We start from the raw sequence: 25,152 nt of genomic DNA on the forward strand, positions 1-25,152 counted from the left end.
TGACAGGGCATGTCTAAGCGCTTGCTCAACCGAAGATACCGGCGAGTACGAGGCCCCGTCCAGGGTGAGCTTGCCCACCCCGGACGACGGCGAGGGTCAGCTACCGGCCTTGCCGTACCGCCGAAAGTCGGCGGTGTCGATCAGCCAGGGTCCGAAGGGGACCGTGTCGCCGAAGATGTAGGCGTCCTTGCGGGCGTACCGGCCCTTACAGAGGTCGGAGTGGACCTCGATCGTGCCGGTGCGGGGGTCGACGATCAGGTAGTGGGCGATACCCATGGCGGGGTAGTCGGCCAGCTTCTCGACGTAGTCGTTGGTCGGGTTCGACGGAGAGACGATCTCGACGACCCCCAGCACCTGCGTCGCATCGACGGCGATACCTTCCTCGTCGAGGGTGGCCTCGGGAATGACGACCGCGTCCGGGAGGCGCATGCGGCCGATCGCGGGGTGTTCGATTTCGGGGCCGCTCGCGCAGATGTAGCCGGGATGCGTGCGGAGAAGCTGGTCGTCCAACTGCTTGCAGATGCGGCGGACCGTGCCCTCGTGGCGCTTCGACGGGCACATCATGGCCAGTATCGGGCCGGACGGACCGATCTCGACGCTCCAGGCTCCTTCGAGCCGCTCGGCGTAGGCGCCCAGTTCCTCGGCGATCGCGCGCATCTTCGCGTAGTCCATGAGGTCAGCGTACTGAGATGCCCCCTGCTACGGGCCCGCTCAAGACCCCGCCGCCGCGAACGCCCCCCGCGCCATCCGGTGCAGCAGTGCCGCCGTGGCCCCCCGGCCAGGGAGCGTGCCGGCGCGGCCCAGGTGGGGGGTGGAGTTGAGGAGGCCGAAGACGGAGTGGACGGCGGAGCGGGCGGCCGGTTCGGTGAGGGCCGGGTAGACCTCGCGGACGACGCCGACCCACAGCTCGACGTACTGCCGCTGGAGCTGGCGGACCAGCTTGCGGTCGCTGTCGCGGAGGCGGTCCAGCTCGCGGTCGTGCAGGGTGATCAGCGGGCGGTCGTCGAGGGCGAAGTCGATGTGGCCCTCGACCAGCGAATCGAGCACCGCCGAGGCGTCCGTCCCGCCGTCGGCCTCGGAGAGACGGCGGCGCGCGCCGGTCAGCAGCTGGCCGCTGATGCCGACGAGCAGCTCGGCGAGCATCGCGTCCTTGCCGGGGAAGTGCCGGTAGAGACCGGGGCCGCTGATGCCGACCGCCGCTCCTATCTCGTCCACGCCGACGCCGTGGAAGCCGCGCTCGGCGAACAGGCGCGCGGCCTCTCGGAGGATCTGCTGGCGCCGGGTCGGGGCGTCGGTTCTGCTGGCCATGCGGTTCATTCTAGACAGCGACGTTAGCGGTCGTTAACCTGAGAGCAGATGCGTTAACGCTCATTAACAAGTGAGGGGTTCGCAGGATGCACGAGGCACCGGAGCTGACGAGCGCGGCGGATCCCGCGTCGGAGGCCTGGCGGGCCAATGAACAGGCCCATCTCGCCCTCGGCGAGGAGCTGCGCGCCAAGCTCGCGGCGGCCGCCCTCGGCGGCGGCGAGAAGGCGCGCGCCCGGCACACCGCGCGCGGCAAGCTGCTGCCGAGGGACCGGGTGGACACACTGCTCGACCCCGGCTCCCCCTTCCTGGAGCTGGCCCCCCTCGCGGCCGACGGGATGTACGACGGGCAGGCCCCGGCCGCCGGGGTGATCGCCGGCATCGGCCGGGTCAGCGGCCGCACCTGCGTGATCGTCGCCAACGACGCCACGGTCAAGGGCGGCACGTACTACCCGATGACGGTGAAGAAGCACCTCCGCGCCCAGGAGGTCGCCCTCGACAACCGCCTCCCCTGTATCTACCTGGTGGACTCCGGCGGCGCCTTCCTGCCCATGCAGGACGAGGTCTTCCCCGACCGCGACCACTTCGGCCGGATCTTCTACAACCAGGCCCGCATGTCGGCGGCAGGCATCCCGCAGATCGCGGCCGTCCTCGGCTCCTGCACGGCCGGCGGCGCGTACGTCCCGGCGATGAGCGACGAGGCGGTCATCGTCCGCAATCAGGGCACGATCTTCCTCGGCGGCCCCCCGCTGGTGAAGGCCGCCACAGGCGAGGTCGTCACGGCGGAGGAGCTGGGCGGCGGCGAGGTCCACTCCCGCGTCTCCGGCGTCACCGACCACCTCGCGGAGGACGACGCGCACGCCCTCAGGATCGTGCGGAACATCGTCGCCACGCTCCCCGCCCCCAAGACCGCCCCCTGGGAGGTCACGGCACCGGCGGAGCCCAAGGTGGACCCCCATGGGCTGTACGGCGCGGTCCCGGTCGACTCTCGCACCCCCTACGACGTCCGCGAGATCATCGCGCGCGTGGTGGACGGCTCGCGGTTCAGCGAGTTCAAGTCCGAGTTCGGCCAGACCCTGGTCACCGGCTTCGCCCGCATCCATGGTCACCCCGTCGGCATCGTCGCCAACAACGGCATCCTCTTCTCCGAGTCCGCCCAGAAGGGCGCCCACTTCATCGAGCTGTGCGACCAGCGCGGCATCCCGCTGGTGTTCCTGCAGAACATCTCGGGCTTCATGGTCGGCAGGGACTACGAGGCGGGCGGCATCGCCAAGCACGGCGCCAAGATGGTCACCGCGGTCGCCTGCACGCGCGTACCGAAGCTGACGGTGGTCGTCGGCGGTTCGTACGGCGCGGGCAACTACTCGATGTGCGGCCGCGCCTACTCCCCCCGCTTCCTGTGGATGTGGCCCGGCGCCAAGATCTCCGTCATGGGCGGCGAACAGGCCGCCTCGGTGCTGGCGACGGTCAAGCGCGACCAACTGGAGGCGCGCGGCGAGGAGTGGTCCGCCGAGGACGAGGACGCCTTCAAGGCGCCGATCCGCGCGCAGTACGAGGGCCAGGGCAGCGCGTACTACGCCACCGCCCGCCTCTGGGACGACGGCGTGATCGACCCGCTGGAAACCCGCCAGGTGCTGGGCCTCGCCCTGACGGCCTGCGCCAACGCGCCGCTGGGAGAACCCCGGTTCGGCGTCTTCCGGATGTGAGAGGGAGGGGAATCGTGTTCGACACAGTGCTGGTCGCCAACCGGGGCGAGATCGCCGTACGGGTCATCCGTACGCTCCGCGCGCTCGGCGTGCGCTCGGTGGCGGTCTTCTCCGACGCCGACGCCGACGCGCGGCACGTCCGGGAGGCCGACACGGCGGTCCGGATCGGCCCGGCGCCCGCCGGGGAGAGCTATCTGTCGGCGGAGCGGCTGATCGAGGCCGCCGCCCGCACCGGCGCCCAGGCCGTCCACCCGGGCTACGGCTTCCTCGCGGAGAACGCGGCCTTCGCGCGCGCCTGCGAGCAGGCGGGCCTGGTCTTCATCGGCCCGTCCGCCGACGCCATCGCCCTCATGGGCGACAAGATCCGCGCCAAGGAGACGGTCGCGGCGGCCGGGGTCCCGGTCGTGCCGGGCTCCAGCGGCAGCGGCCTGACCGACGCCCAACTGGCCGACGCCGCGCGGGAGATCGGCACCCCGGTGCTGCTCAAGCCCTCGGCGGGCGGCGGCGGCAAGGGGATGCGTCTCGTCCGGGACGTCTCCGCCCTGGAGGAGGAGATCGCGGCCGCCCGCCGCGAGGCCCGCGCCTCCTTCGGCGACGACACCCTGCTGGTGGAGCGGTGGATCGACCGCCCCCGGCACATCGAGATCCAGGTCCTCGCGGACGGCCATGGCAACGTCGTCCACCTCGGCGAGCGCGAGTGCTCGCTCCAGCGGCGCCACCAGAAGGTCATCGAGGAGGCGCCCAGCGTCCTGCTCGACGAGACGACCCGCGCCGCGATGGGCGAGGCGGCCGTGCAGGCGGCCCGCTCGTGCGGGTACCGGGGCGCGGGCACGGTGGAGTTCATCGTGCCGGGCGGCGACCCGTCCTCGTACTACTTCATGGAGATGAACACCCGCCTCCAGGTCGAGCACCCGGTCACCGAGCTGGTCACAGGCCTGGACCTGGTCGAGTGGCAGCTCCGGGTCGCCGCCGGCGAGCCGCTGGGCTTCGCCCAGGAGGACGTGACGCTCACCGGGCACGCGGTGGAGGCGCGCGTCTGCGCGGAGACTGTGTCCATTAAAGAGGGCGCGCGCGGCTTCCTCCCCTCGGGCGGCACGGTCCTGCTGCTGGCCGAGCCGCAGGGCGACGGAGTCCGCACGGACTCCGGCCTCTCCGAGGGCACGGAGGTGGGCAGCCTGTACGACCCGATGCTGTCCAAGGTGATCGCCTACGGCCCCGACCGCGCGACGGCCCTGCGCAGGCTGCGCGGCGCCCTGGCGGAGACGGTCACCCTCGGCGTGCCGACCAACGCGGGGTTCCTGCGGCGGCTGCTGGCGCATCCGGCGGTGGTGGCGGGCGAGTTGGACACCGGTCTTGTGGAGCGGCTGGTGGACGAGCTGGTGCCGGACGGGGTTCCGGAGGAGGTGTACGAGGCGGCGGCCGCCGTACGCCTGGAGGAGCTGCGTCCCAAGGGCGACGGCTGGACGGACCCCTTCTCGGTGCCGGACGGCTGGCGGCTGAGCGGGACTCCGAAGCCGGTGGCGTTCCCGCTGCGTGTCGCGGGACTTGAACCCGTCACTCAGGTCGCCCGCGCCGCCGAGGTCACCGACGACCGCGTGACCGTCACGCTGGACGGCGTCCGCCACACCTTCCACCGCGCCGCCGACTGGCTCGGCCGCGACGGCGACGCCTGGCAGGTGCGCGACCACGACCCGGTCGCCGCGTCCCTCACCCGCTCGGCGCACGCGGGCGCCGACTCGCTGACCGCGCCGATGCCCGGCACGGTGACCGTGGTGAAGGTGGCCGTGGGCGACGAGGTGGAGGCCGGGCAGAGCCTGCTGGTGGTGGAGGCGATGAAGATGGAGCACGTCGTCTCCGCCCCGCACGCGGGCACGGTCGCCGAACTCGACGTGACGCCCGGCAGCACGGTCGCCATGGACCAGGTCCTGGCGGTCATCGAGCCGAAGGAGGCGGCGGAGTGAGCACCGACGGGCTGCCCATGGTCGTACCGGCGCCGGATCTCCCGGCCCGGGTGCGCATCCACGAGGTGGGCGCGCGCGACGGCCTGCAGAACGAGAAGACGGCCGTACCGACGGCGGTGAAGGCGGAGTTCGTGCGCAGGCTCGCCGACGCGGGCCTGACCACCATCGAGGCGACCAGCTTCGTACACCCCAAGTGGGTGCCCCAACTGGCCGACGCGGAAGAGCTGTTCCCGCTCGTGTCGGGGCTGGACGCGGACCTCCCGGTGCTGGTCCCCAACCAGCGCGGACTGGACCGGGCCCTCGCGCTCGGCGCCCGCCGTATCGCGGTGTTCGCCAGCGCCACCGAGTCCTTCGCCAAGGCCAACCTCAACCGCACGGTGGACGAGTCGCTGGCCGTGTTCGAGCCGGTGGTGCGGCAGGCCAAGGACGCGGGCGCCCATGTGCGCGGCTATGTGTCGATGTGCTTCGGCGACCCCTGGGAGGGCGCCGTCCCGCTCCACCAGGTCGTGAAGGTGTGCACCGCGCTCATGGACATGGGCTGCGACGAGCTGAGCCTCGGCGACACCATCGGCGTCGCCACCCCGGGCCATGTGCTCGAACTGCTCGCCCTGCTCAACGAGTCGGGCGTGCCGACCAACACCCTCGGCGTGCACTTCCACGACACCTACGGCCAGGCGCTCGCCAACACCTTCGCCGCCCTCCAGCACGGCGTCACCACCGTGGACGCCTCCGCCGGGGGCCTGGGCGGCTGCCCCTACGCCAAGTCCGCCACCGGGAACCTCGCCACCGAGGACCTGGTCTGGATGCTGCACGGCCTCGGCATCGAGACCGGGGTCGATCTCGGCCGTCTGACCGCCACCAGCGTGTGGATGGCCGAGCAGCTGGGCCGCCCGAGCCCCTCCCGCACCGTCCGCGCCCTCGGCCCGACGACTCAGCCCGACAAGGACCAGTGATCATCATGGATTACCGTCTCAGCCCCGAGCTGGAGCAACTCCGCCGCACGGTGGAGGAGTTCGCGCACGACGTCGTCGCGCCGAAGATCGGCGACTTCTACGAGCGGCACGAGTTCCCGTACGAGATCGTCCGCGAGATGGGCCGCATGGGCCTGTTCGGGCTGCCGTTCCCGGAGGAGTACGGCGGCATGGGCGGCGACTATCTGGCGCTCGGCATCGCGCTGGAGGAGCTGGCCCGGGTGGACTCCTCCGTGGCCATCACCCTGGAGGCGGGCGTCTCGCTGGGCGCCATGCCGGTCCATCTGTTCGGCACCGAGGAGCAGAAGGCCGAGTGGCTGCCCCGGCTGTGCGCGGGCGAGATCCTGGGCGCGTTCGGCCTGACCGAGCCGGACGGCGGCTCGGACGCGGGCGCGACCCGTACGACGGCCCGCCTGGACCCGGACACCAACGAATGGGTGATCAACGGCACCAAGTGCTTCATCACCAACTCCGGCACGGACATCACGGGGTTGGTCACGGTGACGGCGGTGACCGGCCGCAAGCCCGACGGCAAGCCGCTGATTTCCTCGATCATCGTCCCCTCCGGCACCCCCGGCTTCACGGTGGCCGCGCCGTACTCCAAGGTCGGCTGGAACGCCTCGGACACCCGCGAGCTGTCCTTCCAGGACGTGCGCGTCCCCGCCGCGAACCTGCTCGGCGAGGAGGGCCGGGGCTACGCCCAGTTCCTGCGCATCCTGGACGAGGGCCGCATCGCCATCGCCGCGCTCGGCACCGGGCTCGCGCAGGGCTGTGTGGACGAGTCGGTGCGGTACGCCAAGGAGCGGCACGCCTTCGGCCGGCCCATCGGCGCCAACCAGGCCATCCAGTTCAAGCTGGCCGACATGGAGATGAAGGCCCACACCGCCCGCCTCGCCTGGCGCGACGCGGCGGCCCGGCTGGTGGCCGGTGAGCCCTTCAAGAAGGAGGCGGCCATCGCCAAGCTGTACTCCTCCACGGTCGCCGTCGACAACGCCCGCGACGCCACCCAGATCCACGGCGGCTACGGCTTCATGAACGAGTACCCGGTCGCCCGCATGTGGCGCGACTCCAAAATCCTGGAGATCGGCGAGGGCACGAGCGAAGTCCAGCGCATGCTGATCGCCCGGGAACTGGGGCTGGCCGGCTGACGCACCGCGGGCATGTGCCTTATTTCCTGGGCACTGTGAAGTATTCGGGAGCGACGAGCGAAAGCTCGAACACCATGCCATGGCGCTTCCGGATGCCGGCCACCGTCGCCGTGCCGGGCTCCCGCACGCACCGCGTCACCGGCGGATGGCCGGCAGAACACGGCTGTGGCTCCCTGACCCGTGCGGGGGGCCTGTCGTGGAACCGCGTGTCCCAGGACAGGGAGTGCCAGGTGTCCTCCAGCCTGGAGGGTTCGGTGCCGTTGTCTCCGTCGCGATGCCGGTAGTAATCGACGACGGCTCCGTTCCTGCGATGGGTGAACGGGATGGGCGACCCGGGCCGCTCACCGGCGGTGAGGACGTCGTCGAGGACCGAGGCGATGTGTTTCGGGTCGGCGCCGAAATACGCGGTGACCTGCATCGCGCAGGTCACTTCGTAGGTGTCGTCGCCATTGGAGTCGAGCCACTGCCTGGCCTTCCCTCCCGCGCACGTGTCCCGCAGGACGAGCAGGCCGAGGGCGAGGGAGGTGTGGTCCGTGTACGCGCGCACGGTGGCCCGAAGCCCGGCCTCCGTCCGCTGACGGGCCTCCTCCGCCCCAGCACCGCCGGCCAGCTTGCGCACCTGCTCCGGGCTGGTGGCGCGGTCGGCCGTACAGGCGGACCCGGCCAGCATGACGACCGTGGCGATGGTGCCCCACACGGTCTTACGGAACCCCGACATGCCCGCGCCTCCCGTTCCCGTGCGCTCCCGCGCCGCCTGCCGACACTGTCCCGCCGGCCGGCGGACCGCGCATGAGTACCCGTACCTACGCGCGGGTCCGCAGAGGCATCCGGCACGTCAACTCCCTCCCGTTCCCCTACTGTTGGAGATATGGCACCTCACCCCGCACGCCCCACGCGCCCCGCACGCCCCCGTTCGCGGGCGGTCGCCGCCCTCGCCCTGGCCGCGTTCCTGGCCGGCGGCACCGGCTGCTCGGTGCTGGAGGACACCGCGCACCCGGACGGCACGACGCGGGCCGCGGAGAAGCTGCCCGCCGATCAGGACCGGGCGCGCTCGAAGGCGAACGCGCGGGAGTTCCGGGCCTGGGCCGCCGCACACGGCACCGGTGCGCAGAAGTCCGCCGCCGCCCGCGTGGACCGCGTCATCGGCACCTGGGACGCGCAGGCGGGCAACGCCTATGTGTCCACCGACATCGGCGGCGGCCGCACCCCGGTGGCGGACCCCCAGGGCACGGCGGACGCCATCGCCGAGGCCTTCGCCTCATGGAAGGACTCCGCGGCCGGACTCGTCTCCGTCTACGACGTCTACGGGAACGCCGTCGTCACGAATCACAGGTTCTGACGGTCCCTCAGGCATCACTTCCGCACCGGAAGGCCCCTCGTACCCCCTGGACAAAGGGAAAGGTTAGGCTAACCTTGCCCCGAACCAGTCCGGCGGGCGATCAGCCCCGGTCGAAAGCAGTCACATCCATGTCCCACACGCGTACCACCCTCACTCGTCGCGGTCTGCTCGCCGCGGGCGGCGCTCTCGGGCTCGGCGTCGCGCTTGCCGCCTGCGGGGACGACAAGGGCAAGAGCGGTGGCTCCGAGGGGCAGGCCAAGCCCGGCAAGTCCGGCTCGTGGAGCTACAAGGACGACCGCGGCACCACCGTGAAGCTGGACAGCGTCCCGACGAAGATCGTCGCCTTCACCGGCATCGCCGCCGCGCTGCACGACTACGGCGTCAAGGTCGACGGCGTCTTCGGCCCGACCACGACGAAGGACGGCAAGGCCGATGTGCAGGCCGGCGACCTGGACGTCAAGAAGCTGACGGTCTTCGGCAACGTCTGGGACCAGTTCAACATCGAGAAGTACGCCGCCTTCGGCCCCCAGGTCCTCATCTCCACGACCTTCGACGCCAAGGGCACCCTGTGGTACGTGCCGCAGGCGTCCGCCGCGAAGATCGCCAAGCTGGCGCCCAGCGTCGCGATCTCCGTCTTCGACCGCCCGCTGTCCCAGCCGCTGCAGCGCGTGTGGGAGCTGGCCGAGTCGCTCGGCGCCGACATGAAGGCCGCGAAGGTGACCGAGGCGAAGAAGCGCTTCGAGGCCGCCTCCGAGCGGCTGCGCAAGGCCGCGAAGTCCCGCCCGGAGATCAAGGTCATGGCCGGCTCCGCCGCCCCGACCGTCTTCTACGTCTCCGGCACGAACCTCTCCGCCGACCTGGAGTACTTCAAGTCCCTCGGCGTGAACTTCGTCGAGCCCTCGGAGTCCGCCAAGAAGGCCACCGGCGGCTGGTTCGAGACCCTGAGCTGGGAGAACGTCGACAAGTACAAGGCCGACATCATCATGATGGACGACCGCTCCTCGGCCCTCCAGCCCGCCGACATCACCAAGGCCACCTGGAAGAAGCTCCCCGCCGTCAAGGCCGGCCAGGTCATCCCGCGCTCCGCCGAGCCGATCCTGTCCTACGCCAAGTGCGCCCCGCTCCTCGAGAACCTCGCGAAGGCCATCGAGACGGCGAAGAAGGTCGGCTGAACCTCCTGACGGCGTACGGGCGTTGACGCGCCCGCACCCCCTGCTGAACCACACCGGGCGCCCGGCGAAGTCCCCACCGACTTCGCCGGGCGATTCCGACTCCGCTGCCGCGCGGTCACCGGAAATGCGCTCAGGCACAGTGATCCTCCGCGGGTTCGAGCGGATGTCCCCGCGAATAACCAATCAGGGCCGCGTACTTGTCGTCGCCGAGGAAATACTCGCCGCTCTGATGCAGATAGAAGAACCGCCCCGCCTCGTCCATGAGGACCGTTCCGCCGTCGTACGTGTCGTGCGCGACCGGGAAGAGTCTCCGCCCCAGCGCGCCGGCGAGCTCCTGGACGTCCTCCGCCGCGCCCCGGTACATGAGCCGGGGATTGAACTCCACCCTGTCGCCGGTGGCGGCGTGCCGGGGCGCCACCAGACCCACGTGTTCGCGCAGGAACGCGACAGCGGGCGCGATGACGTCGAGACCGCCGCCGTCCGCACGGAAGTCCCGCACGGCGCGAGCCACCTCCGCGGCGGCGAGGCCGTCACACCGGCGCCCCGGATGCCACCCGGCCTCCGCCAGCCAGGCGTCCACTTCTTGGGGTGACTTCAGTACGGGCACCCTTCCCCTCCCCCTCCCGGCCGGACGGCCGTGCCGCCGATGAGCGGCGCTCAACAGCCCACGCCAGTCCAGCACTTGACGCGCACGAGGCACTGAGTGACGGCCGTCACGGGGAGGGGCGTGATCACCCGAGTGCAACTCAGGTTAGGCTTACCTAAGTCGAAGTCCGCGGAACTTCGCTCCCGCTCGTGTACCCCCGTCCCACCAGAGTTCCCGCACGGACAGTCCCCTCGGAGGACCCCCACATGCGCTCGCACCTGCTCAATGGCCTCACGGCGGAGCACTACCGCCGCTCAGTGACCGAAGGAGTAGAGCGGGTGGCGGCCAAACTCGCCACCACCGAACGTCCGTTCACCGGCGTCACCGTCGACGATCTCACCCCCCGAATCGACGCCGTCGACCTGGACCGCCCCCTCGGCGACACCGCCGCCGTCCTGGACGAGCTGGAGGAGCTGTACCTCCGCGACGCCGTCTACTTCCACCACCCCCGCTACCTCGCCCACCTCAACTGCCCGGTCGTCATACCGGCGGTGCTCGGCGAGGCCGTACTCTCCGCCGTCAACTCCTCCCTGGACACCTGGGACCAGTCGGCCGGCGGCACGCTCATCGAGCGGAAACTGATCGACTGGACCACCGAGCGCATCGGCCTCGGCGAGAACGCCGACGGAGTCTTCACCTCCGGCGGCAGCCAGTCCAACCTCCAGGCCCTGCTGCTCGCCCGCGAGGAGGCCAAGGCCGAATCCCTGGACAAACTGCGGGTGTTCACCTCCGAGGTGAGCCACTTCAGCGTGAAGAAGTCCGCGAAACTGCTCGGCCTCGGCCCCGACGCGGTCGTCACCATCCCCGTCGACCACGACAAGCGGATGCACACCGTCGCGCTCGCCCACGAGCTGGAGCGCGCCGTCCAGGACGGCCTGGTCCCGATGGCCGTCGTCGCCACCGCCGGCACCACCGACTTCGGCTCCATCGACCCGCTCCCCGAAATCGCGGAGCTGTGCGAGCAGTTCGGCGTGTGGATGCACGTCGACGCCGCGTACGGCTGCGGACTGCTCACCTCGCTGAAGCACCGCGACCGCCTGAACGGCATCGAGCGCGCCGATTCGGTCACCGTGGACTACCACAAGTCCTTCTTCCAGCCGGTGAGTTCGTCCGCGCTCCTGGTGCGCGACGTGGCCACCCTGCGCCACGCCACCTACCACGCGGAGTACCTCAACCCGCGCCGCATGGTCCAGGAGCGCATCCCCAACCAGGTCGACAAGTCCCTCCAGACCACGCGCCGTTTCGACGCGCTCAAGCTGTGGATGACGCTGCGCGTGATGGGCGCCGACGGCATCGGCGAACTCTTCGACGAGGTCTGCGAACTGGCCCGCGAGGGCTGGAAGCTGCTCGCCACCGACCCGCGTTACGACGTGGTCGTGGAGCCCACCCTGTCCACCCTGGTCTTCCGCTACATCCCGTCCGGTGTCACCGACCCGGCCGAGATCGACCGCGCCAACCTCTACGCCCGCAAGGCCCTGTTCGCCTCCGGTGACGCCGTCGTCGCGGGCACCAAGGTCGGCGGCCGCCACTATCTGAAGTTCACCCTGCTCAACCCCGAGACCACCGCGGCCGACATCGCCGCCGTCCTCGATCTGATCGCCGGCCACGCCGAGCAGTACCTGGGAGAGTCCCTTGACCGCGCTTCCTGAAGCCAGCCCCGTCCTTGACTTCGTGGGGATCGGCCTCGGCCCCTTCAACCTCGGCCTGGCCTGCCTCACCGAGCCGATCGAGGAGCTGAACGGCGTCTTCCTCGACTCCAAGCCGGACTTCGAGTGGCACGCCGGGATGTTCCTCGAAGGCGCCCACCTCCAGACGCCGTTCATGTCGGACCTGGTCACCCTGGCCGACCCGACCTCGCCGTACTCCTTCCTCAACTACCTGAAGGAGAAGGGCCGGCTGTACTCGTTCTACATACGCGAGAACTTCTACCCGCTGCGGGTCGAGTACGACGACTACTGCCGCTGGGCCGCCAACAAGCTGACCAGCGTGCGGTTCAGCACCACGGTCACCGAAGTCACCTACGAGGACGGCGTGTACGCCGTGCACACCGACGCCGGCGACACCTACCGCGCCAGGCACCTGGTCCTCGGCACCGGCACCCCGCCGTACATCCCGGAGGCGTGCCAGGACCTCGGCGGCGACTTCCTGCACAACTCCCGGTATCTCCAGCACAAGGCGGAGCTGCAGAAGAAGCGTTGCATCACCCTGGTCGGCAGCGGCCAGTCGGCGGCGGAGATCTACTACGACCTGCTCAGCGAGATCGACGTCCACGGCTACCGGCTGAACTGGGTCACCCGCTCCCCTCGCTTCTTCCCGCTGGAATACACCAAGCTCACGCTGGAGATGACCTCCCCGGAGTACATCGACTACTTCCACGCGCTCCCGGAGGACACCCGCTACCGGCTCGCCACCGCGCAGAAGGGCCTGTTCAAGGGCATCGACGGCGAGCTGATCAACGCCATCTTCGACCTGCTCTACCAGAAGAACCTCGGCGGCCCGGTCCCCACCCGTCTGCTCACCAACTCCTCGCTCACCGGCGCCCGTTACGAGAACGGCAGCTACACCCTCGGCTTCCGCCAGGAGGAGCAGGGCAAGGACTTCGAGCTGGAGAGCGACGGCCTGGTCCTCGCCACCGGCTATCAGTACCGCGAGCCGGAGTTCCTCAAGCCCGTCCGCGACCGCCTGCGTTACGACTCCCACGGCAACTTCGACATCGGCCGCGACTACGCGATCGACGTGACGGGCCGGGGCGTCTTCCTCCAGAACGCCGGCGTCCACACCCACAGTGTGACCAGCCCCGACCTGGGCATGGGCCCCTACCGCAACGCCTCCATCATCCGGGAGATGCTCGGCAGGGAGATCTACCCGGTGGAGAAGACCATCGCTTTCCAGGAGTTCGCCGTATGACCTTCACCATCCGCCCGCTCGACCCCCTGAAGGACGCGAGCCTCGTGCACGGCTGGGTCACCGACCCGAAGGCCGCGTTCTGGATGATGCAGGACGCGCGGCTCGTGGACGTCGAGCGTGCCTACATGGAGATCGCGGCCGACGCCCATCACCACGCCTTCCTCGGTCTGGACGAGGCCGGGGTGCCGGTCTTCCTGATGGAGAGCTACGACCCGGTGTACCGGGAGCTGGTCGGGCTGTACGAGCCCGAGGAGGGGGACGTCGGGATGCACTTCCTGGTGCCGCCCACGGACACGCCCGTGCACGGGTTCACCCGGTCGGTGATCACGGCCGTGATGGCGCACCTGTTCGCGGACCCGGCGACCCGGCGCGTGGTCGTCGAGCCGGACGTGCGGAACAAGGCCGTGCACGTGCTCAACGAGGCCGTCGGCTTCGAGGCCGAGCGCGAGATAGAGAAGCCCGAGAAGCGCGCCCTGCTGAGCTTCTGCACGCGGGAGCGGTTCGAGGCGGCGACGGGGGTGGCCGCGTGAACCTCGCCGACTCCGTCGCCCACCTCTCCCCCGAGCGCTGGGAGCAGGCCAACCGCCTGCTGATCCGCAAGGCCCTCTCCGAGTTCGCCCACGAGCAGCTGTTCACGCCCGAAGCGGAGGGCGAGGAGTACGTCGTCCGCTCGGACGACAAGCTGACCTCGTACCGCTTCTCCGCCGTCCGCCGGGGCCTGGACCACTGGCAGATCGACGCGGACTCGATCACCCGGCACCGCGACGGCACCGAACTCCCGCTCGCCGCCCTGGACTTCTTCATCGAGTTCAAGGAGTCGCTCGGCCTGAGCGACGAGATCCTGCCGGTGTACCTGGAGGAGATCTCCTCCACCCTGTCCGGCACCTGCTACAAGCTGGCCAAGCCCCGCGTCACCGCGAAGGAGCTGGCGGCCGGCTCGTTCCAGGAGATCGAGACCGGGATGACCGAGGGCCACCCGTGCTTCGTCGCGAACAACGGGCGGCTGGGCTTCGGCGTGCACGAGTATCTGGCGTACGCGCCGGAGACGGCGAGCCCGCTGAAGCTGGTCTGGCTGGCCGCGCACCGCTCGCGCGCCGCGTTCACGGCCGGGGCGGGCGTCGAGTACGAGGAGTTCTTCCGGCGTGAGCTGGGCGAGGCCACCCTGGAGCGGTTCCGGGGCGTCCTCACCGGACAGGGTCTCGACCCGGACGACTATCTGCTGATCCCGGTCCACCCCTGGCAGTGGTGGAACAAGCTCAGCGTGACATTCGCCGCCGAGGTGGCCCGCCGGCATCTGGTGTGCCTGGGCGAGGGCGAGGACGAGTATCTGGCCCAGCAGTCCATCCGGACCTTCTTCAACACCTCGCACCCGGAGAAGCACTATGTGAAGACGGCCCTGTCCGTCCTCAACATGGGCTTCATGCGCGGGCTTTCGGCCGCGTACATGGAGGCCACCCCGGCGATCAACGACTGGCTGGCGCAGCTGATCGAGAGCGACCCGGTCCTGCGGGACACGGGCCTGACGATCATCCGCGAGCAGGCGGCCGTCGGCTACCGGCACCTGGAGTACGAGCAGGCGACCGACCGCTACTCGCCGTACCGCAAGATGCTGGCCGCGCTGTGGCGCGAGAGCCCGGTCGCGCGGCTGGCGGAGGGCGAGTCGCTGGCGACCATGGCCTCGCTGCTCCACGTCGACGAGGACGGCGCCACGTTCGCGGGCGCGCTGATCGAGCGCTCGGGGCTCGCGCCCGTCGAGTGGCTGCGCGGCTATCTGCGGGCGTACTACGTGCCGCTGCTGCACAGCTTCTACGCCTACGACCTGGTGTTCATGCCGCACGGCGAGAACGTGATCCTGGTCCTTCAGGACGGCGCGGTCCGGCGCGCGGTGTACAAGGACATCGCCGAGGAGATCGCCGTCATGGACCCGGCCGCGGTACTGCCGCCCGAGGTCCGGCGCATCCGGGTCGAGGTGCCCGAGGACACGAAGCTGCTGTCGATCTTCACGGACGTCTTCGACTGCTTCTTCCGCTTCCTGGCGTCCAACCTGGCCGCCGAGGGCATCCTGACCGAGGACGAGTTCTGGGGCACGGTCGCGGAGGTCACCCGGGAGTACCAGGCGGCGAACCCGCAGCTGGCGGAGAAGTTCGCGCAGTACGACATGTTCGCGCCGGAGTTCGCGCTGTCCTGCCTGAACCGGCTCCAGTTGCGCAACAACAAGCAGATGGTGGACCTCGCCGACCCCTCCGGCGCGCTCCAGCTCATCGGCACCCTGCGGAACCCGCTCGCGGAGTTCTGAGGGACATATAGACGAACGGGCACCCCGGAGTACGGTCCTCCGGGGTGCCCGTTTCCGTGCCGCTCGAAGGACTACTTCGCCCTGCGCGCCACCGTGAAGTGGTCGATCCGCTTGCCGGTCTCCGCGATGCCCGAGACGGTCAGCTTCGCCGTGTGCCCCTTCGGCGCGGGCGTGACGTCCACGCGCAGGAAGGAGTAGTCGAGGTAGCGCACCCGGGACCAGGTGACGGACTCGTCGCGCTTGCCGTCCTTGAGGTTGACGAAGGAGGCCACGGACTCGACCTCGTGCTCGTGGCCCTCGTAGGAGTCGGGCGCGGTGAAGGCGTACAGGCTGCGCCCGGCCGCGCCCGCCGTGACGTAGACGACGCCCTCGGTCTCCGGGTAGGCGGTGCCGCCGATGGGGAGCTTCTTGACGACCTTGTCGCCCTTGATGACGTCGGTGCGCTCGTACTGGTGGTTGTGGCCGTTGATGACCAGGTCCACGGTGTACTTCTCGAACAGCGGCACCCACTCCTGGCGCACCCCGCCCTCGGAGGCGTGGGCGGTGGAGGTGCAGTAGGCACAGTGGTGGAAGAAGACCACGACGAAGTCCACGTCCTTCGCGGCGCGGTACTTCTTCAGCTGGGCTTCCAGCCACTTGGTCTGGGTGCCGCCGGAGATGCCGAGGTTGGCCGGGATCTCGTAGGAGATGTCGTTGGCGTCGAGCGAGATGACGGCGGTGTTGCCGTAGACGAAGGAGTAGACGCCGGGGAGGTTCCTGCGGTCCGGGCCGTTGTCGGGCAGGGTCCAGCGGGCCTCCTCGCCGCCGTAGCCGTTGGGCGAGTACCAGGCCTCCATGTCGTGGTTGCCGTAGGCGGGCATCCAGGGGACCTGCTTGGCGACGGACTCGGTCTGGTGCAGGAACTGGTCCCAGGTGCGCGAGTCGAAGCCGGTGTCGGCGGTCTTGCCGGCGCCGGAGGGGTCGCCATAGGCGATGTCGCCCGCGTGCAGATGGAAGGCGGGGTTCTGGCCGAGGATCAGGGCGTTGTTGGCCAGGCCGTGGTAGCCGACGCCCTCGTCGCCGAAGGCGGTGAAGGTGAAGGGTTTCTTCCCGGCGGGGGCGGTGGTGAAGGTGCCAAGGGTGCCGAGCAGATGGGGCGCGGCGGGGTCGAAGCCCTGGTGGCCGACGCCGTAGTAATAGGTCTGGCCGGGGCGCAGACGGGTCAGCCTGGCGTGGACGTAGTACTGGGTGTGGTCGCCGCTCGCGCCGACGCCGGCCGGGGTGTAGAGGGTGCGGACCTCGGCATGGATCTTGCGGGAGAGGTCCCAGGGGTGGGCGCCGATCCGGATGAAGGGCCGTTTGACGGCGACGGGCACCTGCCAGGAGACGGTGACCTCGGTGCGCGGGTCGTTGCCCCAGGCCAGATGGCGTCCGAAGGGGGCGACGAGGGCGCCGTCGACGGTCTCGGCGGGGCGGTGGGCGGCGCTCGTCGCGGCGGCGGTGGCCGGGGCCGTGGCGGCCGCCTGGGCCGTGGCGCCGGAGACGAAGGCGCCGCCGACGACGGTGCCCACCGTCACGGCGCCGCCTCTGATCATGGTCCGCCGGGAGAACCTGGTGCGCAGATATTCGTGCTGCTCGGCCATGGTCATGCGCCCGGCCAGCTTCTCGGGTACGCCCATACGAGGAATGTCCATGTCACCAGAAGGTGCCGTCCCCGGGCGACGCCGCTCAGGACGCCGGGTGGATTCCCGGCCAACAGCACCCCATCGGATCCCCAACAGGCGCTTGCCCGATTTCGGGCAAGATTCTTGCGAAAGTCGCGATCGTGCCCCAGGATCTACCGGGTGCACGAGGAACTTGTCGATCATCTGACGCGCTCCACCCCGCTGAACAGGGGCGAAGCGCTGCGGGTGATCCAGGACGTGCTGGCCTACTTCGACGAGACGACCCAGGAGTACGTCCGTCGCCGCCACCGCGAACTGCAGGCCGAGGGCCTGCGGAACACGGCGATCTTCGACCAGATCGAGGCGGACCTGAAATACCGGGCCGTGGCGCCGCCGGAGCTGACGCTCAGGCAACTGCGCCGCATGGTCTACGGCTGAGCGACACCAGGGTGAGGGAAGACTTCATATGTGCGGAATTGTCGGATACATCGGTAAGCGTGACGTCGCCCCCCTCCTCCTTGAGGGCCTCCAGCGCCTGGAGTACCGGGGCTACGACTCGGCGGGCATCGTCGTCTCCTCCCCCAAGTCGGCCGCGCTGAAGATGGTCAAGGCCAAGGGCCGGGTGCGTGACCTGGAGGCCAAGGTCCCCGCGCGCTTCAAGGGCACCACCGGCATCGCCCACACCCGCTGGGCCACCCACGGCGCCCCCTCCGACGTGAACGCCCACCCGCACATGTCGGCCGACGACAAGGTCGCCGTCGTCCACAACGGCATCATCGACAACGCCTCCGACCTGCGCCGCAAGCTGGAGGCGGACGGCGTCGAGTTCCTCTCGGACACCGACACCGAGGTCCTCACCCACCTGATCGCCCGCTCGTCGGCCGAGAAGCTGGAGGACAAGGTCCGCGAGGCGCTCCGCGTGGTCGAGGGCACCTACGGCATCGCCGTCATGCACGCCGACTTCCCCGACCGCATCGTGGTGGCCCGCAACGGCTCCCCGGTCGTGCTCGGCATCGGCGAGAAGGAGATGTTCGTCGCCTCGGACATCGCCGCCCTGGTCACCCACACCCGCCAGGTCGTCACCCTGGACGACGGCGAGATGGCCACCCTGAAGGCCGACGACTTCCGCACCTACACCACCGAGGGCACCCGGACCAGCTCCGAGCCCACCACCGTGGAGTGGGAGGCCGCCTCGTACGACATGGGCGGCCACGACACCTACATGCACAAGGAGATCCACGAGCAGGCCGACGCCGTGGACCGCGTGCTGCGCGGCCGCATCGACGACCGCTTCTCCACCGTGCACCTCGGCGGCCTCAACCTGGACGCCCGCGAGGCGCGCCGCATCCGCCGCGTGAAGATCCTCGGCTGCGGCACCTCGTACCACGCGGGCATGATCGGCGCCCAGATGATCGAGGAGCTGGCCCGCATCCCCGCCGACGCCGAGCCGGCCTCCGAGTTCCGCTACCGCAACGCGGTCGTGGACCCCGACACGCTGTACGTCGCGGTCTCCCAGTCCGGTGAGACGTACGACGTGCTGGCCGCCGTGCAGGAGCTCAAGCGCAAGGGCGCCCGCGTCCTCGGCGTGGTCAACGTGGTCGGCTCCGCCATCGCCCGCGAGGCCGACGGCGGCATCTACGTGCACGCCGGTCCCGAGGTGTGCGTGGTCTCCACCAAGTGCTTCACCAACACCACGGTCGCCTTCGCGCTGCTCGCCCTGCACCTCGGCCGCACCCGCGACCTGTCGGTGCGCGACGGCAAGCGGATCATCGAGGGCCTGCGCAGGCTGCCCTCCCAGATCTCCGAAATCCTCAAGAAGGAGGAGGAGATCAAGGCGCTGGCCGAGGAGTACGCCGAGAGCCGCTCGATGCTCTTCATCGGCCGGGTCCGGGGCTACCCGGTCGCGCGTGAGGCCTCCCTGAAGCTCAAGGAGATCACCTACATCCACGCCGAGGCCTACCCCGCCTCCGAGCTCAAGCACGGCCCGCTGGCCCTGATCGAGCCCGCCCTGCCGACGGTCGCGATCGTCCCGGACGACGACCTGCTGGAGAAGAACCGCGCCGCCCTGGAGGAGATCAAGGCCCGCAGCGGCAAGATCCTCGCGGTGGCCCACCAGCCGCAGGAGAAGGCCGACCAGACGGTCGTCGTCCCGAAGAACGAGGACGAGCTGGACCCGATCCTCATGGGCATCCCGCTCCAGCTCCTCGCGTACCACGCGGCGAAGGCCCTGGGCCGCGACATCGACAAGCCGCGCAACCTGGCCAAGTCGGTGACGGTGGAGTAGTCCACCCGCCCCCTTCGGAGAACGGACCCCTACGTGCCGCACGTGGGGGTCCATTCCGTGCCGCCCCCTCGGCCGGCGGCCGTCACCCGCCGGCGCTTGCGACACGCACCGAAGCCCCCGGCGGGGTACATGCCCCGCCGGGGGCTTCCGGACACCTGGTTCAAGGGTCAACCGGGCGCACCGGCAGGCGCGTTGGGTCGTGTACGCCTCGGGGCGCGCCCCTTACGGGACGTCAGGGGATCACGATCACCGGACGGCGGGCCCGTTTGGCGAGCCGTCCCGCCACCGAGCCGAAGAGCCGGCCGACCAGGCCGTGGGTCGAGCCGACCACGATCGCGTCCGCCTCGTACTCCCGCCCGACCTCCTCGAGTTCATGGCAGATGTCGCCGCCGCGCTCGACCAGGATCCAGGGCACCTCGGCGAGATGCTCCGCGCAGGCCAGTTCGAGGCCGAGGACCTCGGTGCGGTGGTCGGGCACGTCGACGAAGACGGGCGGCTCGCAGCCCGCCCACACGGTGGTGGGCAGCCGGTTGGCCACATGGACGATGATCAGGCCGGAGCCGGATCGCCGGGCCACGCCGATCGCGTACGCGAGGGCGCGCTCACTGGAGGTGGAGCCGTCGAAGCCGACGACCACTCCGTGCTGGAAGGCGGGATCGCGGGAAGGGCGTGCCTCTTCCGCCGCCAGGGGGTCGGCCGCCGTCGGTTCGGCAACCGGCCGCTTGCGGTCCGCGGGTTCGAAGAATTCGTGACCGGCCATGGCTGTCTCGGCGTGGGGATCCTTTATGGGAGGGGGACATCGTGCGGCGGAGCTGTGTCCGGGATTCGTCTTCCCAAGCCCATACCCCCAAGGGTACGGCGGCACTCCTCCCGGGCCCAGATCTCCCGCACGCTCCGTGAGCGGCCCTCCGGGGTGCCCCAGGGGGTTCCCCGGAGAATGCACGAGCGGCGCCCGGGGCGCAATGGTGGCTGCCCCGTACACGCGGTTTTGTGCGGGATTCAGGGGTGACCGAGCGGACGCGGCCGCGTTGAACCCCCTGAACCGCAGCCCCCAGGGAGCGCCCCGATGCCCGCAGCCCGGCCCCCCGCCGCACCGCCGTCCCCGCGCGCCGCGCGCTCCGCGCCGGACACCGTGCGTGACGTGATCGGCTGGGGTGTGTTCGGGTGTCTGCTCGTGCCCGTCGTCCTGCTGTGGTGCGGCACCCCGCCGGTCACCGCCGCCGGCGCGGGACTGGGCCTCGCGGCCGTGACCGGAACCTGTTGGGCGCTGCTGCGCCACTTCGAGCGCGCCTCGGCCGGAGCGGAACGGCGGACACCGGTTGACTGACCGGTTTCCGTACCTCGGAACGCTGCTTTTCAGCCAACTTCTGAATATCGCTCCGGAGGGGGCGCAACCACCCCTCATCCCCCGTTCCACCTGCACAAACAGGGTCCACGAGACCCCACGCACCCTATGCGGTTTGGCCACCACGCCGAGGCGTACTTCCCTGCGCGGCCCACGAGTGCAACCCTTCGTGATCGAATGCTTCACGCCAAGTTGTCATGTCGACAATGCGTGACGTGGAGAACTGGCCACCGGCAGACCACGGCAGCCAGTAGATTCGATCTTGACTGTCTTACGGCGGGGGACTCGTGCAGGACCGAGGGGAAACGTGCAGGAGCGACACAACCGAGGAGCCGCGACCACCGAGGGGGGCTTAGCAGTATGAGCCACGACTCCACCGCAGCGCCGGATGCCGCAGCCCGGAAGCTCGCCGGGCGACGCCGCAAGGAGATCGTCGCGGTGCTGCTGTTCAGCGGCGGCCCCATCTTCGAGAGTTCCATACCGCTTTCGGTGTTCGGGATCGACCGCCAGGACGCCGGAGTACCGCGCTACCGACTGCTGGTGTGCGGGGGCGAGGACGGCCCGCTGCGGACCACAGGGGGCCTGGAACTCACCGCGCCGCATGGCCTGGAGGCGATCTCCCGCGCGGGCACGGTCGTCGTGCCGGCCTGGCGTTCGATCACCTCCCCGCCGCCGGAGGAAGCGCTCGACGCCCTCCGCCGCGCACACGAGGAGGGGGCCCGCATCGTCGGCCTGTGCACCGGGGCGTTCGTCCTGGCCGCGGCCGGCCTGCTGGACGGCCGTCCGGCGACCACCCACTGGATGTACGCGCCGACGCTGGCCAAGCGCTATCCGTCGGTGCACGTCGATCCACGGGAACTCTTCGTGGACGACGGCGACGTGCTGACCTCCGCGGGGACGGCGGCCGGGATCGACCTCTGTCTCCACATCGTGCGGACGGACCACGGCAACGAGGCGGCGGGCGCGCTCGCCCGGCGCCTGGTGGTCCCGCCGCGCCGCAGTGGCGGTCAGGAGCGCTATCTCGACAGGTCTTTACCCGAGGAGATCGGCGCCGACCCGCTGGCCGAGGTCGTCGCCTGGGCGCTGGAACACCTCCACGAGCAGTTCGACGTGGAGACGCTGGCGGCACGCGCCTACATGAGCCGCCGTACGTTCGACCGGCGTTTCCGCTCGCTCACGGGCAGTGCGCCGCTGCAGTGGCTGATCACCCAGCGGGTGCTCCAGGCACAGCGGCTGCTTGAGACCTCGGACTACTCCGTGGACGAGGTCGCGGGCCGCTGCGGCTTCCGCTCACCGGTCGCGCTGCGCGGGCACTTCCGCCGCCAGCTCGGCTCGTCCCCGGCCGCCTACCGGGCCGCCTACCGGGCCCGCAGGCCGCAGGGCGAGCGTCCGGTCGAGCAGGAGTCACCGCTGCCGCCGTCCGGTGTGTCCGGCGCGGCGCCGGTCGGCCTGGCCGGGCACGGCGTGGTCGGGCAGGTGCCGGCCGTACTGCACTCGGAGCGTGACGGGGGAGTCCCGCTCCAGAGCCGCAGGCACGCGGCGGGCGCGGTGAGTCTGCTGCCGGGGGCGCGGGGCGGGGTCTGACCCGCACGGGATGCCGTAGGGGATGCCGTACGGGTTCCCGTAGGGATGTCGGGGAGGGGAGGAGGCGGAAGTCACACGCCTCCTCCCCTCCCCCATACCTCGCGCACGGCCGGGTTCAGGTGGGGTCGGGTCACCGTAAGGTGAGACACATGAACGATCGCATGGTGTGGATCGACTGCGAGATGACCGGCCTCTCGCTGTCCGACGACGCGCTCATCGAGGTGGCCGCCCTCGTCACCGACTCCGAGCTGAACGTGCTCGGCGAGGGCGTGGACATCGTCATCCGTCCGCCGGAGGCCGCGCTGGAGACGATGCCGGAGGTGGTGCGCCAGATGCACACCGCGTCCGGTCTGCTGGAGGAGCTGGCCGGCGGCACGACGCTGGCCGACGCCGAGGAGCAGGTGCTCGCGTACATCCGTGAGCACGTCAAGGAGCCGGGCAAGGCCCCGCTGTGCGGCAACTCCGTCGGCACCGACCGCGGCTTCCTGCTGCGCGACATGCCGACGCTGGAGGGCCACCTCCACTACCGCATCGTGGACGTCTCCTCGATCAAGGAGCTGGCCCGGCGCTGGTACCCGAGGGCGTACTTCAACAGCCCGGAGAAGAACGGCAACCACCGCGCCCTCGCCGACATCCGCGAGTCCATCGCCGAGCTGCGCTACTACCGCGAGGCGGTCTTCGTCCCCCAGCCGGGACCGGACTCCGAGACGGCGAAGACGATCGCGGCGAAGTACGTCCTGCCCCGCTCGTAGCCCCCACACGGAAACGTGTGCGCGAGCACCCCCGAGAACCCTGTAGACTTCTTCTCGGCCGGTCGGGGAACGACAAGTTCAACCGCCGGTCGTGGTGGGTGTAGCTCAGCTGGCAGAGCACCTGGTTGTGGTCCAGGATGTCGCGGGTTCAAGTCCCGTCACTCACCCTGATGGACTTTGGGCCGATCCGTTCCGACGGATCGGCCCAAAGTCGTTTCCGCACCGGGCACCCTCTCTGCCACCCTCCCTGTCATGTCCGCACGAAACCGCCGCCTGCCCCGCGGCCACGCCTGGCCCCTGACCACGACCGACATCACCGAGCACCTGGGCCCGCTCATGGCCCATGTCAAAGATCTGCGCTTCCTCAGCGGCCACGACAGCGGGACCATGGTCCTGGACGCCTACTGGGTGGCCCCGGCCTCCCGCACCTACGGCGGCGGCGTCCACCCGGAGTCGGTCGGCTTCTACGTGGACGTCCACACCGTCCCCGCCGCGCGCCGCGCCGCCACCCGCACCCTCCTCCGCGACCAGGCCCTCCCCCAGCTCCACGCCTGGCTCACCCAGGGCCTCACCGCCACCGAAACCTGGCGCCTGACTCCCCACCAGCGGTACTGGCACCTGACCGACGACAGGCTGACGCACGTGGAGGAGAGCCGCTAGGCGTCGGGGCTGTGGACGGCCATGGCGCGGAGCTGCTCGAACGCCGCCAAGTGGAGGTCGATCTGCGGCGGTTGGGCACTGCGGCCCCCGTGTCAGACCCCGGTGGCAGACTGACGGCACAAAGCTTCGGAAGGGCAGCGTGATGCGGCGGGGGCACCCGTCGAGTGCCGCTGCTCAGGGGGTGGCTGGTGCCACGGGGGGAGACGCGCTGCTGTGAAATTCGACGGTCTTGATGTGTCGTACGGCGAGATGTGGGGTTCCCATGTGGGAATGGCCCATCCGGACCCGATGCCGAGCGCGGTCGCGGCACGCAGACATGCCGCCGGGATGTATTACGCGGTTCTGCTGTCCGCGGAGGAGCGACCGCTGGCACTGGTCGAACGCTGGCCGCGCGGGACGTGGCGGCTGTATCTGTTCGACGACAGGTCCTGGCGCATGCAGATGATCGACCTCAAGCCGCACGGCACGGGGATGCTGCTGGCTCACCGGAGCATCCGATGGCAGTTCTCGGGCGAGCGGGAGCACTCGTCCGGGACGTGGGACGTTCAGGAGACCACGACCGTCTCGGCCGACGGGCAGGTCGAGGTGAGGTCCGAGTCCGGCGGGCCGAGGGGAGCGTCGGCGGAGCCACCGCACGCCGGCACATCCGGACCGTTCCCGGCGCCCGTCGAAGACTTCCTCTGTCCCGTACCGGAGTTCGGCGACTGGCAGGTGTTCGTACCGCTCCTCGCCCAGCAGGGCCACGAGCCCGCCACGACCGTGGTCCTGAACGACGTGTCGGTGGACGAAGGGTCGGGACCGCTGCGCGCCACCGAGATCGAGCAGCTGTTCAGTCCGGGTGAATGCGACAGCCTGGAAGGGCCCGCCGTCGTCGAGCCCGTCGACGCCGGCCTGCTGCGGATCACGTCGGGGCGGCTGGTGATCTCGGACCCCGGCTGGATCGACGAGGACCCCCGGGCCGTCGCGGTGCCACCGGGCGAGTTCCCGGTCACGCTGTCGCTGGTGCGCACGGCACGCCAGACCGGTGTCGCCGCGGCCAGGGTGACGTTCCTGGACGTCCCGCCCCGCGAGTGGGAAATGGTCCTCCGGCCCGACGAGGACCTCGGACTGCTCAGGGAGGGCCAGTTCTACGGGGTCGGCGTGGACACCGGCACAGCGGCTTTCCTGGACGCGACGGGGACGGTGCCCGAAGACCGGCTGGACGAGGACGTGTTCATGGCCCTCGACAGCGAATCCGTCTTCAGCGTCGAACTGCCCGGCACGGAGTCCGAGCCGAACGTCATCGCCTTCCGCGCCGGCCGGGGCGACGGGGACTACCCCGTCTGGATCGGCCGCACCGATGACGGCCAGGTCGGCTGCGTCGTCGTCGACTTCCTGCTCCGTTCCGCCGACGGGGGAGAGTAGGAGGCCCTGGGGTCGCCCGCAGCAATGGG

At 70.2% G+C, this 25,152-nt stretch carries 23 protein-coding genes and 1 tRNA gene; 18 read left to right on the forward strand and 6 right to left on the reverse strand.

From position 1 onward, the window contains the following. Positions 1-96: 96 nt before the first annotated feature. Positions 97-672 carry a Uma2 family endonuclease gene (locus AB0898_RS07245; protein ID WP_366801827.1) on the reverse strand — a complete coding sequence of 192 codons (576 nt, stop codon included), beginning with the start codon at positions 670-672 and terminating at the stop codon, positions 97-99. A 39-nt stretch (positions 673-711) separates the two neighbouring features. Further along, positions 712-1,308: a TetR/AcrR family transcriptional regulator gene (locus tag AB0898_RS07250; RefSeq protein ID WP_366801828.1), complete on the reverse strand. Its 597-nt coding sequence runs from the start codon at positions 1,306-1,308 to the stop codon at positions 712-714. 86 nt (positions 1,309-1,394) lie between these two features. On the opposite strand from AB0898_RS07250, the gene AB0898_RS07255 reads away from it, so the two are divergent. From AB0898_RS07255 to AB0898_RS07270, 4 genes are read left to right on the forward strand one after another with little or no spacing between them, the layout of a single operon-like run. Then, entirely contained in the window at positions 1,395-3,011 is a 1,617-nt protein-coding gene (locus AB0898_RS07255; protein WP_366801829.1) for a carboxyl transferase domain-containing protein, read from the forward strand. Between the two features lie 14 nt (positions 3,012-3,025). Further along, a complete protein-coding gene (locus AB0898_RS07260) occupies positions 3,026-4,972 on the forward strand; it encodes a biotin carboxylase N-terminal domain-containing protein (RefSeq protein ID WP_366801830.1) in 1,947 nt (648 codons plus the stop codon). Beyond that, positions 4,969-5,925, forward strand: coding sequence for a hydroxymethylglutaryl-CoA lyase (locus AB0898_RS07265; protein ID WP_366801831.1), 957 nt, complete (start codon positions 4,969-4,971; stop codon positions 5,923-5,925). Before AB0898_RS07260 ends, AB0898_RS07265 begins: the two co-directional genes overlap by 4 nt. 5 nt (positions 5,926-5,930) lie before the next feature. Further along, positions 5,931-7,091 (forward strand): acyl-CoA dehydrogenase family protein, encoded by a 1,161-nt coding sequence (locus tag AB0898_RS07270; protein WP_366801832.1) that lies wholly within the window; start codon positions 5,931-5,933, stop codon positions 7,089-7,091. A gap of 19 nt (positions 7,092-7,110) precedes the next feature. Here the strand turns inward: AB0898_RS07270 and AB0898_RS07275 are convergent, their stop codons facing one another. Further along, a complete protein-coding gene (locus tag AB0898_RS07275; RefSeq protein WP_366801833.1) occupies positions 7,111-7,809 on the reverse strand; it encodes a hypothetical protein in 699 nt (232 codons plus the stop codon). Positions 7,810-7,959: 150 nt separating this feature from the next. Between AB0898_RS07275 and AB0898_RS07280 the strand changes: the two genes are divergently transcribed. Next, positions 7,960-8,430 (forward strand): hypothetical protein, encoded by a 471-nt coding sequence (locus tag AB0898_RS07280; RefSeq protein ID WP_366801834.1) that lies wholly within the window; start codon positions 7,960-7,962, stop codon positions 8,428-8,430. Positions 8,431-8,558: 128 nt separating this feature from the next. After that, positions 8,559-9,602, forward strand: a complete 1,044-nt coding sequence (locus AB0898_RS07285) for an ABC transporter substrate-binding protein (RefSeq protein ID WP_366801835.1) — start codon at positions 8,559-8,561, stop codon at positions 9,600-9,602. A 130-nt stretch (positions 9,603-9,732) separates the two neighbouring features. Here the strand turns inward: AB0898_RS07285 and AB0898_RS07290 are convergent, their stop codons facing one another. Further along, positions 9,733-10,209: an SUKH-3 domain-containing protein gene (locus AB0898_RS07290; RefSeq protein WP_366801836.1), complete on the reverse strand. Its 477-nt coding sequence runs from the start codon at positions 10,207-10,209 to the stop codon at positions 9,733-9,735. 245 nt (positions 10,210-10,454) lie between these two features. Between AB0898_RS07290 and desA the strand changes: the two genes are divergently transcribed. The 4 genes from desA to AB0898_RS07310 are packed head-to-tail and all read left to right on the forward strand — an operon-like array spanning position 10,455 to position 15,451. Beyond that, positions 10,455-11,897 carry a lysine decarboxylase DesA gene (gene desA / locus AB0898_RS07295; RefSeq protein WP_366801837.1) on the forward strand — a complete coding sequence of 481 codons (1,443 nt, stop codon included), beginning with the start codon at positions 10,455-10,457 and terminating at the stop codon, positions 11,895-11,897. Further along, positions 11,881-13,155, forward strand: a complete 1,275-nt coding sequence (locus AB0898_RS07300) for a lysine N(6)-hydroxylase/L-ornithine N(5)-oxygenase family protein (protein ID WP_366801838.1) — start codon at positions 11,881-11,883, stop codon at positions 13,153-13,155. The genes desA and AB0898_RS07300 overlap by 17 nt, the downstream gene beginning before the upstream one ends. Next, positions 13,152-13,685, forward strand: coding sequence for a GNAT family N-acetyltransferase (locus tag AB0898_RS07305; protein ID WP_366801839.1), 534 nt, complete (start codon positions 13,152-13,154; stop codon positions 13,683-13,685). The genes AB0898_RS07300 and AB0898_RS07305 overlap by 4 nt, the downstream gene beginning before the upstream one ends. After that, positions 13,682-15,451, forward strand: coding sequence for an IucA/IucC family siderophore biosynthesis protein (locus tag AB0898_RS07310; RefSeq protein ID WP_366801840.1), 1,770 nt, complete (start codon positions 13,682-13,684; stop codon positions 15,449-15,451). Before AB0898_RS07305 ends, AB0898_RS07310 begins: the two co-directional genes overlap by 4 nt. A 71-nt stretch (positions 15,452-15,522) precedes the next feature. On the opposite strand, the gene AB0898_RS07315 is transcribed toward AB0898_RS07310, so the two are convergent. Next, entirely contained in the window at positions 15,523-17,109 is a 1,587-nt protein-coding gene (locus AB0898_RS07315) for a metallophosphoesterase family protein (RefSeq protein WP_366801928.1), read from the reverse strand. 165 nt (positions 17,110-17,274) lie between these two features. Here AB0898_RS07315 and AB0898_RS07320 point away from each other — a divergent pair, with 165 nt between their 5' ends. Together AB0898_RS07320 and glmS are read left to right on the forward strand one after the other, a co-directional pair. Then, on the forward strand, positions 17,275-17,532 hold the full coding sequence (locus AB0898_RS07320) for a hypothetical protein (protein WP_366801841.1): 258 nt from the start codon (positions 17,275-17,277) through the stop codon (positions 17,530-17,532). A gap of 28 nt (positions 17,533-17,560) precedes the next feature. Continuing rightward, positions 17,561-19,378 carry a glutamine--fructose-6-phosphate transaminase (isomerizing) gene (gene glmS / locus AB0898_RS07325; protein WP_366801842.1) on the forward strand — a complete coding sequence of 606 codons (1,818 nt, stop codon included), beginning with the start codon at positions 17,561-17,563 and terminating at the stop codon, positions 19,376-19,378. Positions 19,379-19,610: 232 nt separating this feature from the next. On the opposite strand, the gene AB0898_RS07330 is transcribed toward glmS, so the two are convergent. Beyond that, entirely contained in the window at positions 19,611-20,138 is a 528-nt protein-coding gene (locus AB0898_RS07330) for a universal stress protein (protein ID WP_366801844.1), read from the reverse strand. A 306-nt stretch (positions 20,139-20,444) separates the two neighbouring features. On the opposite strand from AB0898_RS07330, the gene AB0898_RS07335 reads away from it, so the two are divergent. The 6 genes from AB0898_RS07335 to AB0898_RS07360 all read left to right on the forward strand — a co-directional run bounded on the left by AB0898_RS07335 (position 20,445) and on the right by AB0898_RS07360 (position 25,123). Next, positions 20,445-20,705, forward strand: coding sequence for a hypothetical protein (locus AB0898_RS07335; protein ID WP_366801845.1), 261 nt, complete (start codon positions 20,445-20,447; stop codon positions 20,703-20,705). Positions 20,706-21,083: 378 nt separating this feature from the next. After that, on the forward strand, positions 21,084-22,307 hold the full coding sequence (locus AB0898_RS07340; RefSeq protein ID WP_366801846.1) for a helix-turn-helix domain-containing protein: 1,224 nt from the start codon (positions 21,084-21,086) through the stop codon (positions 22,305-22,307). A 149-nt stretch (positions 22,308-22,456) separates the two neighbouring features. Beyond that, on the forward strand, positions 22,457-23,059 hold the full coding sequence (orn, locus tag AB0898_RS07345; protein ID WP_366801847.1) for an oligoribonuclease: 603 nt from the start codon (positions 22,457-22,459) through the stop codon (positions 23,057-23,059). 94 nt (positions 23,060-23,153) lie between these two features. Then, positions 23,154-23,226, forward strand: a tRNA-His gene (locus AB0898_RS07350). Between the two features lie 85 nt (positions 23,227-23,311). Continuing rightward, entirely contained in the window at positions 23,312-23,719 is a 408-nt protein-coding gene (locus AB0898_RS07355) for a hypothetical protein (protein WP_366801848.1), read from the forward strand. A gap of 270 nt (positions 23,720-23,989) precedes the next feature. Next, positions 23,990-25,123: a DUF4241 domain-containing protein gene (locus tag AB0898_RS07360; RefSeq protein WP_366801849.1), complete on the forward strand. Its 1,134-nt coding sequence runs from the start codon at positions 23,990-23,992 to the stop codon at positions 25,121-25,123. The last annotated feature ends 29 nt before the right edge of the window (positions 25,124-25,152 follow it).

Origin of the sequence: Streptomyces sp. NPDC005435, assembly GCF_040703155.1 — a bacterium.
Taxonomy (GTDB): domain Bacteria; phylum Actinomycetota; class Actinomycetes; order Streptomycetales; family Streptomycetaceae; genus Streptomyces.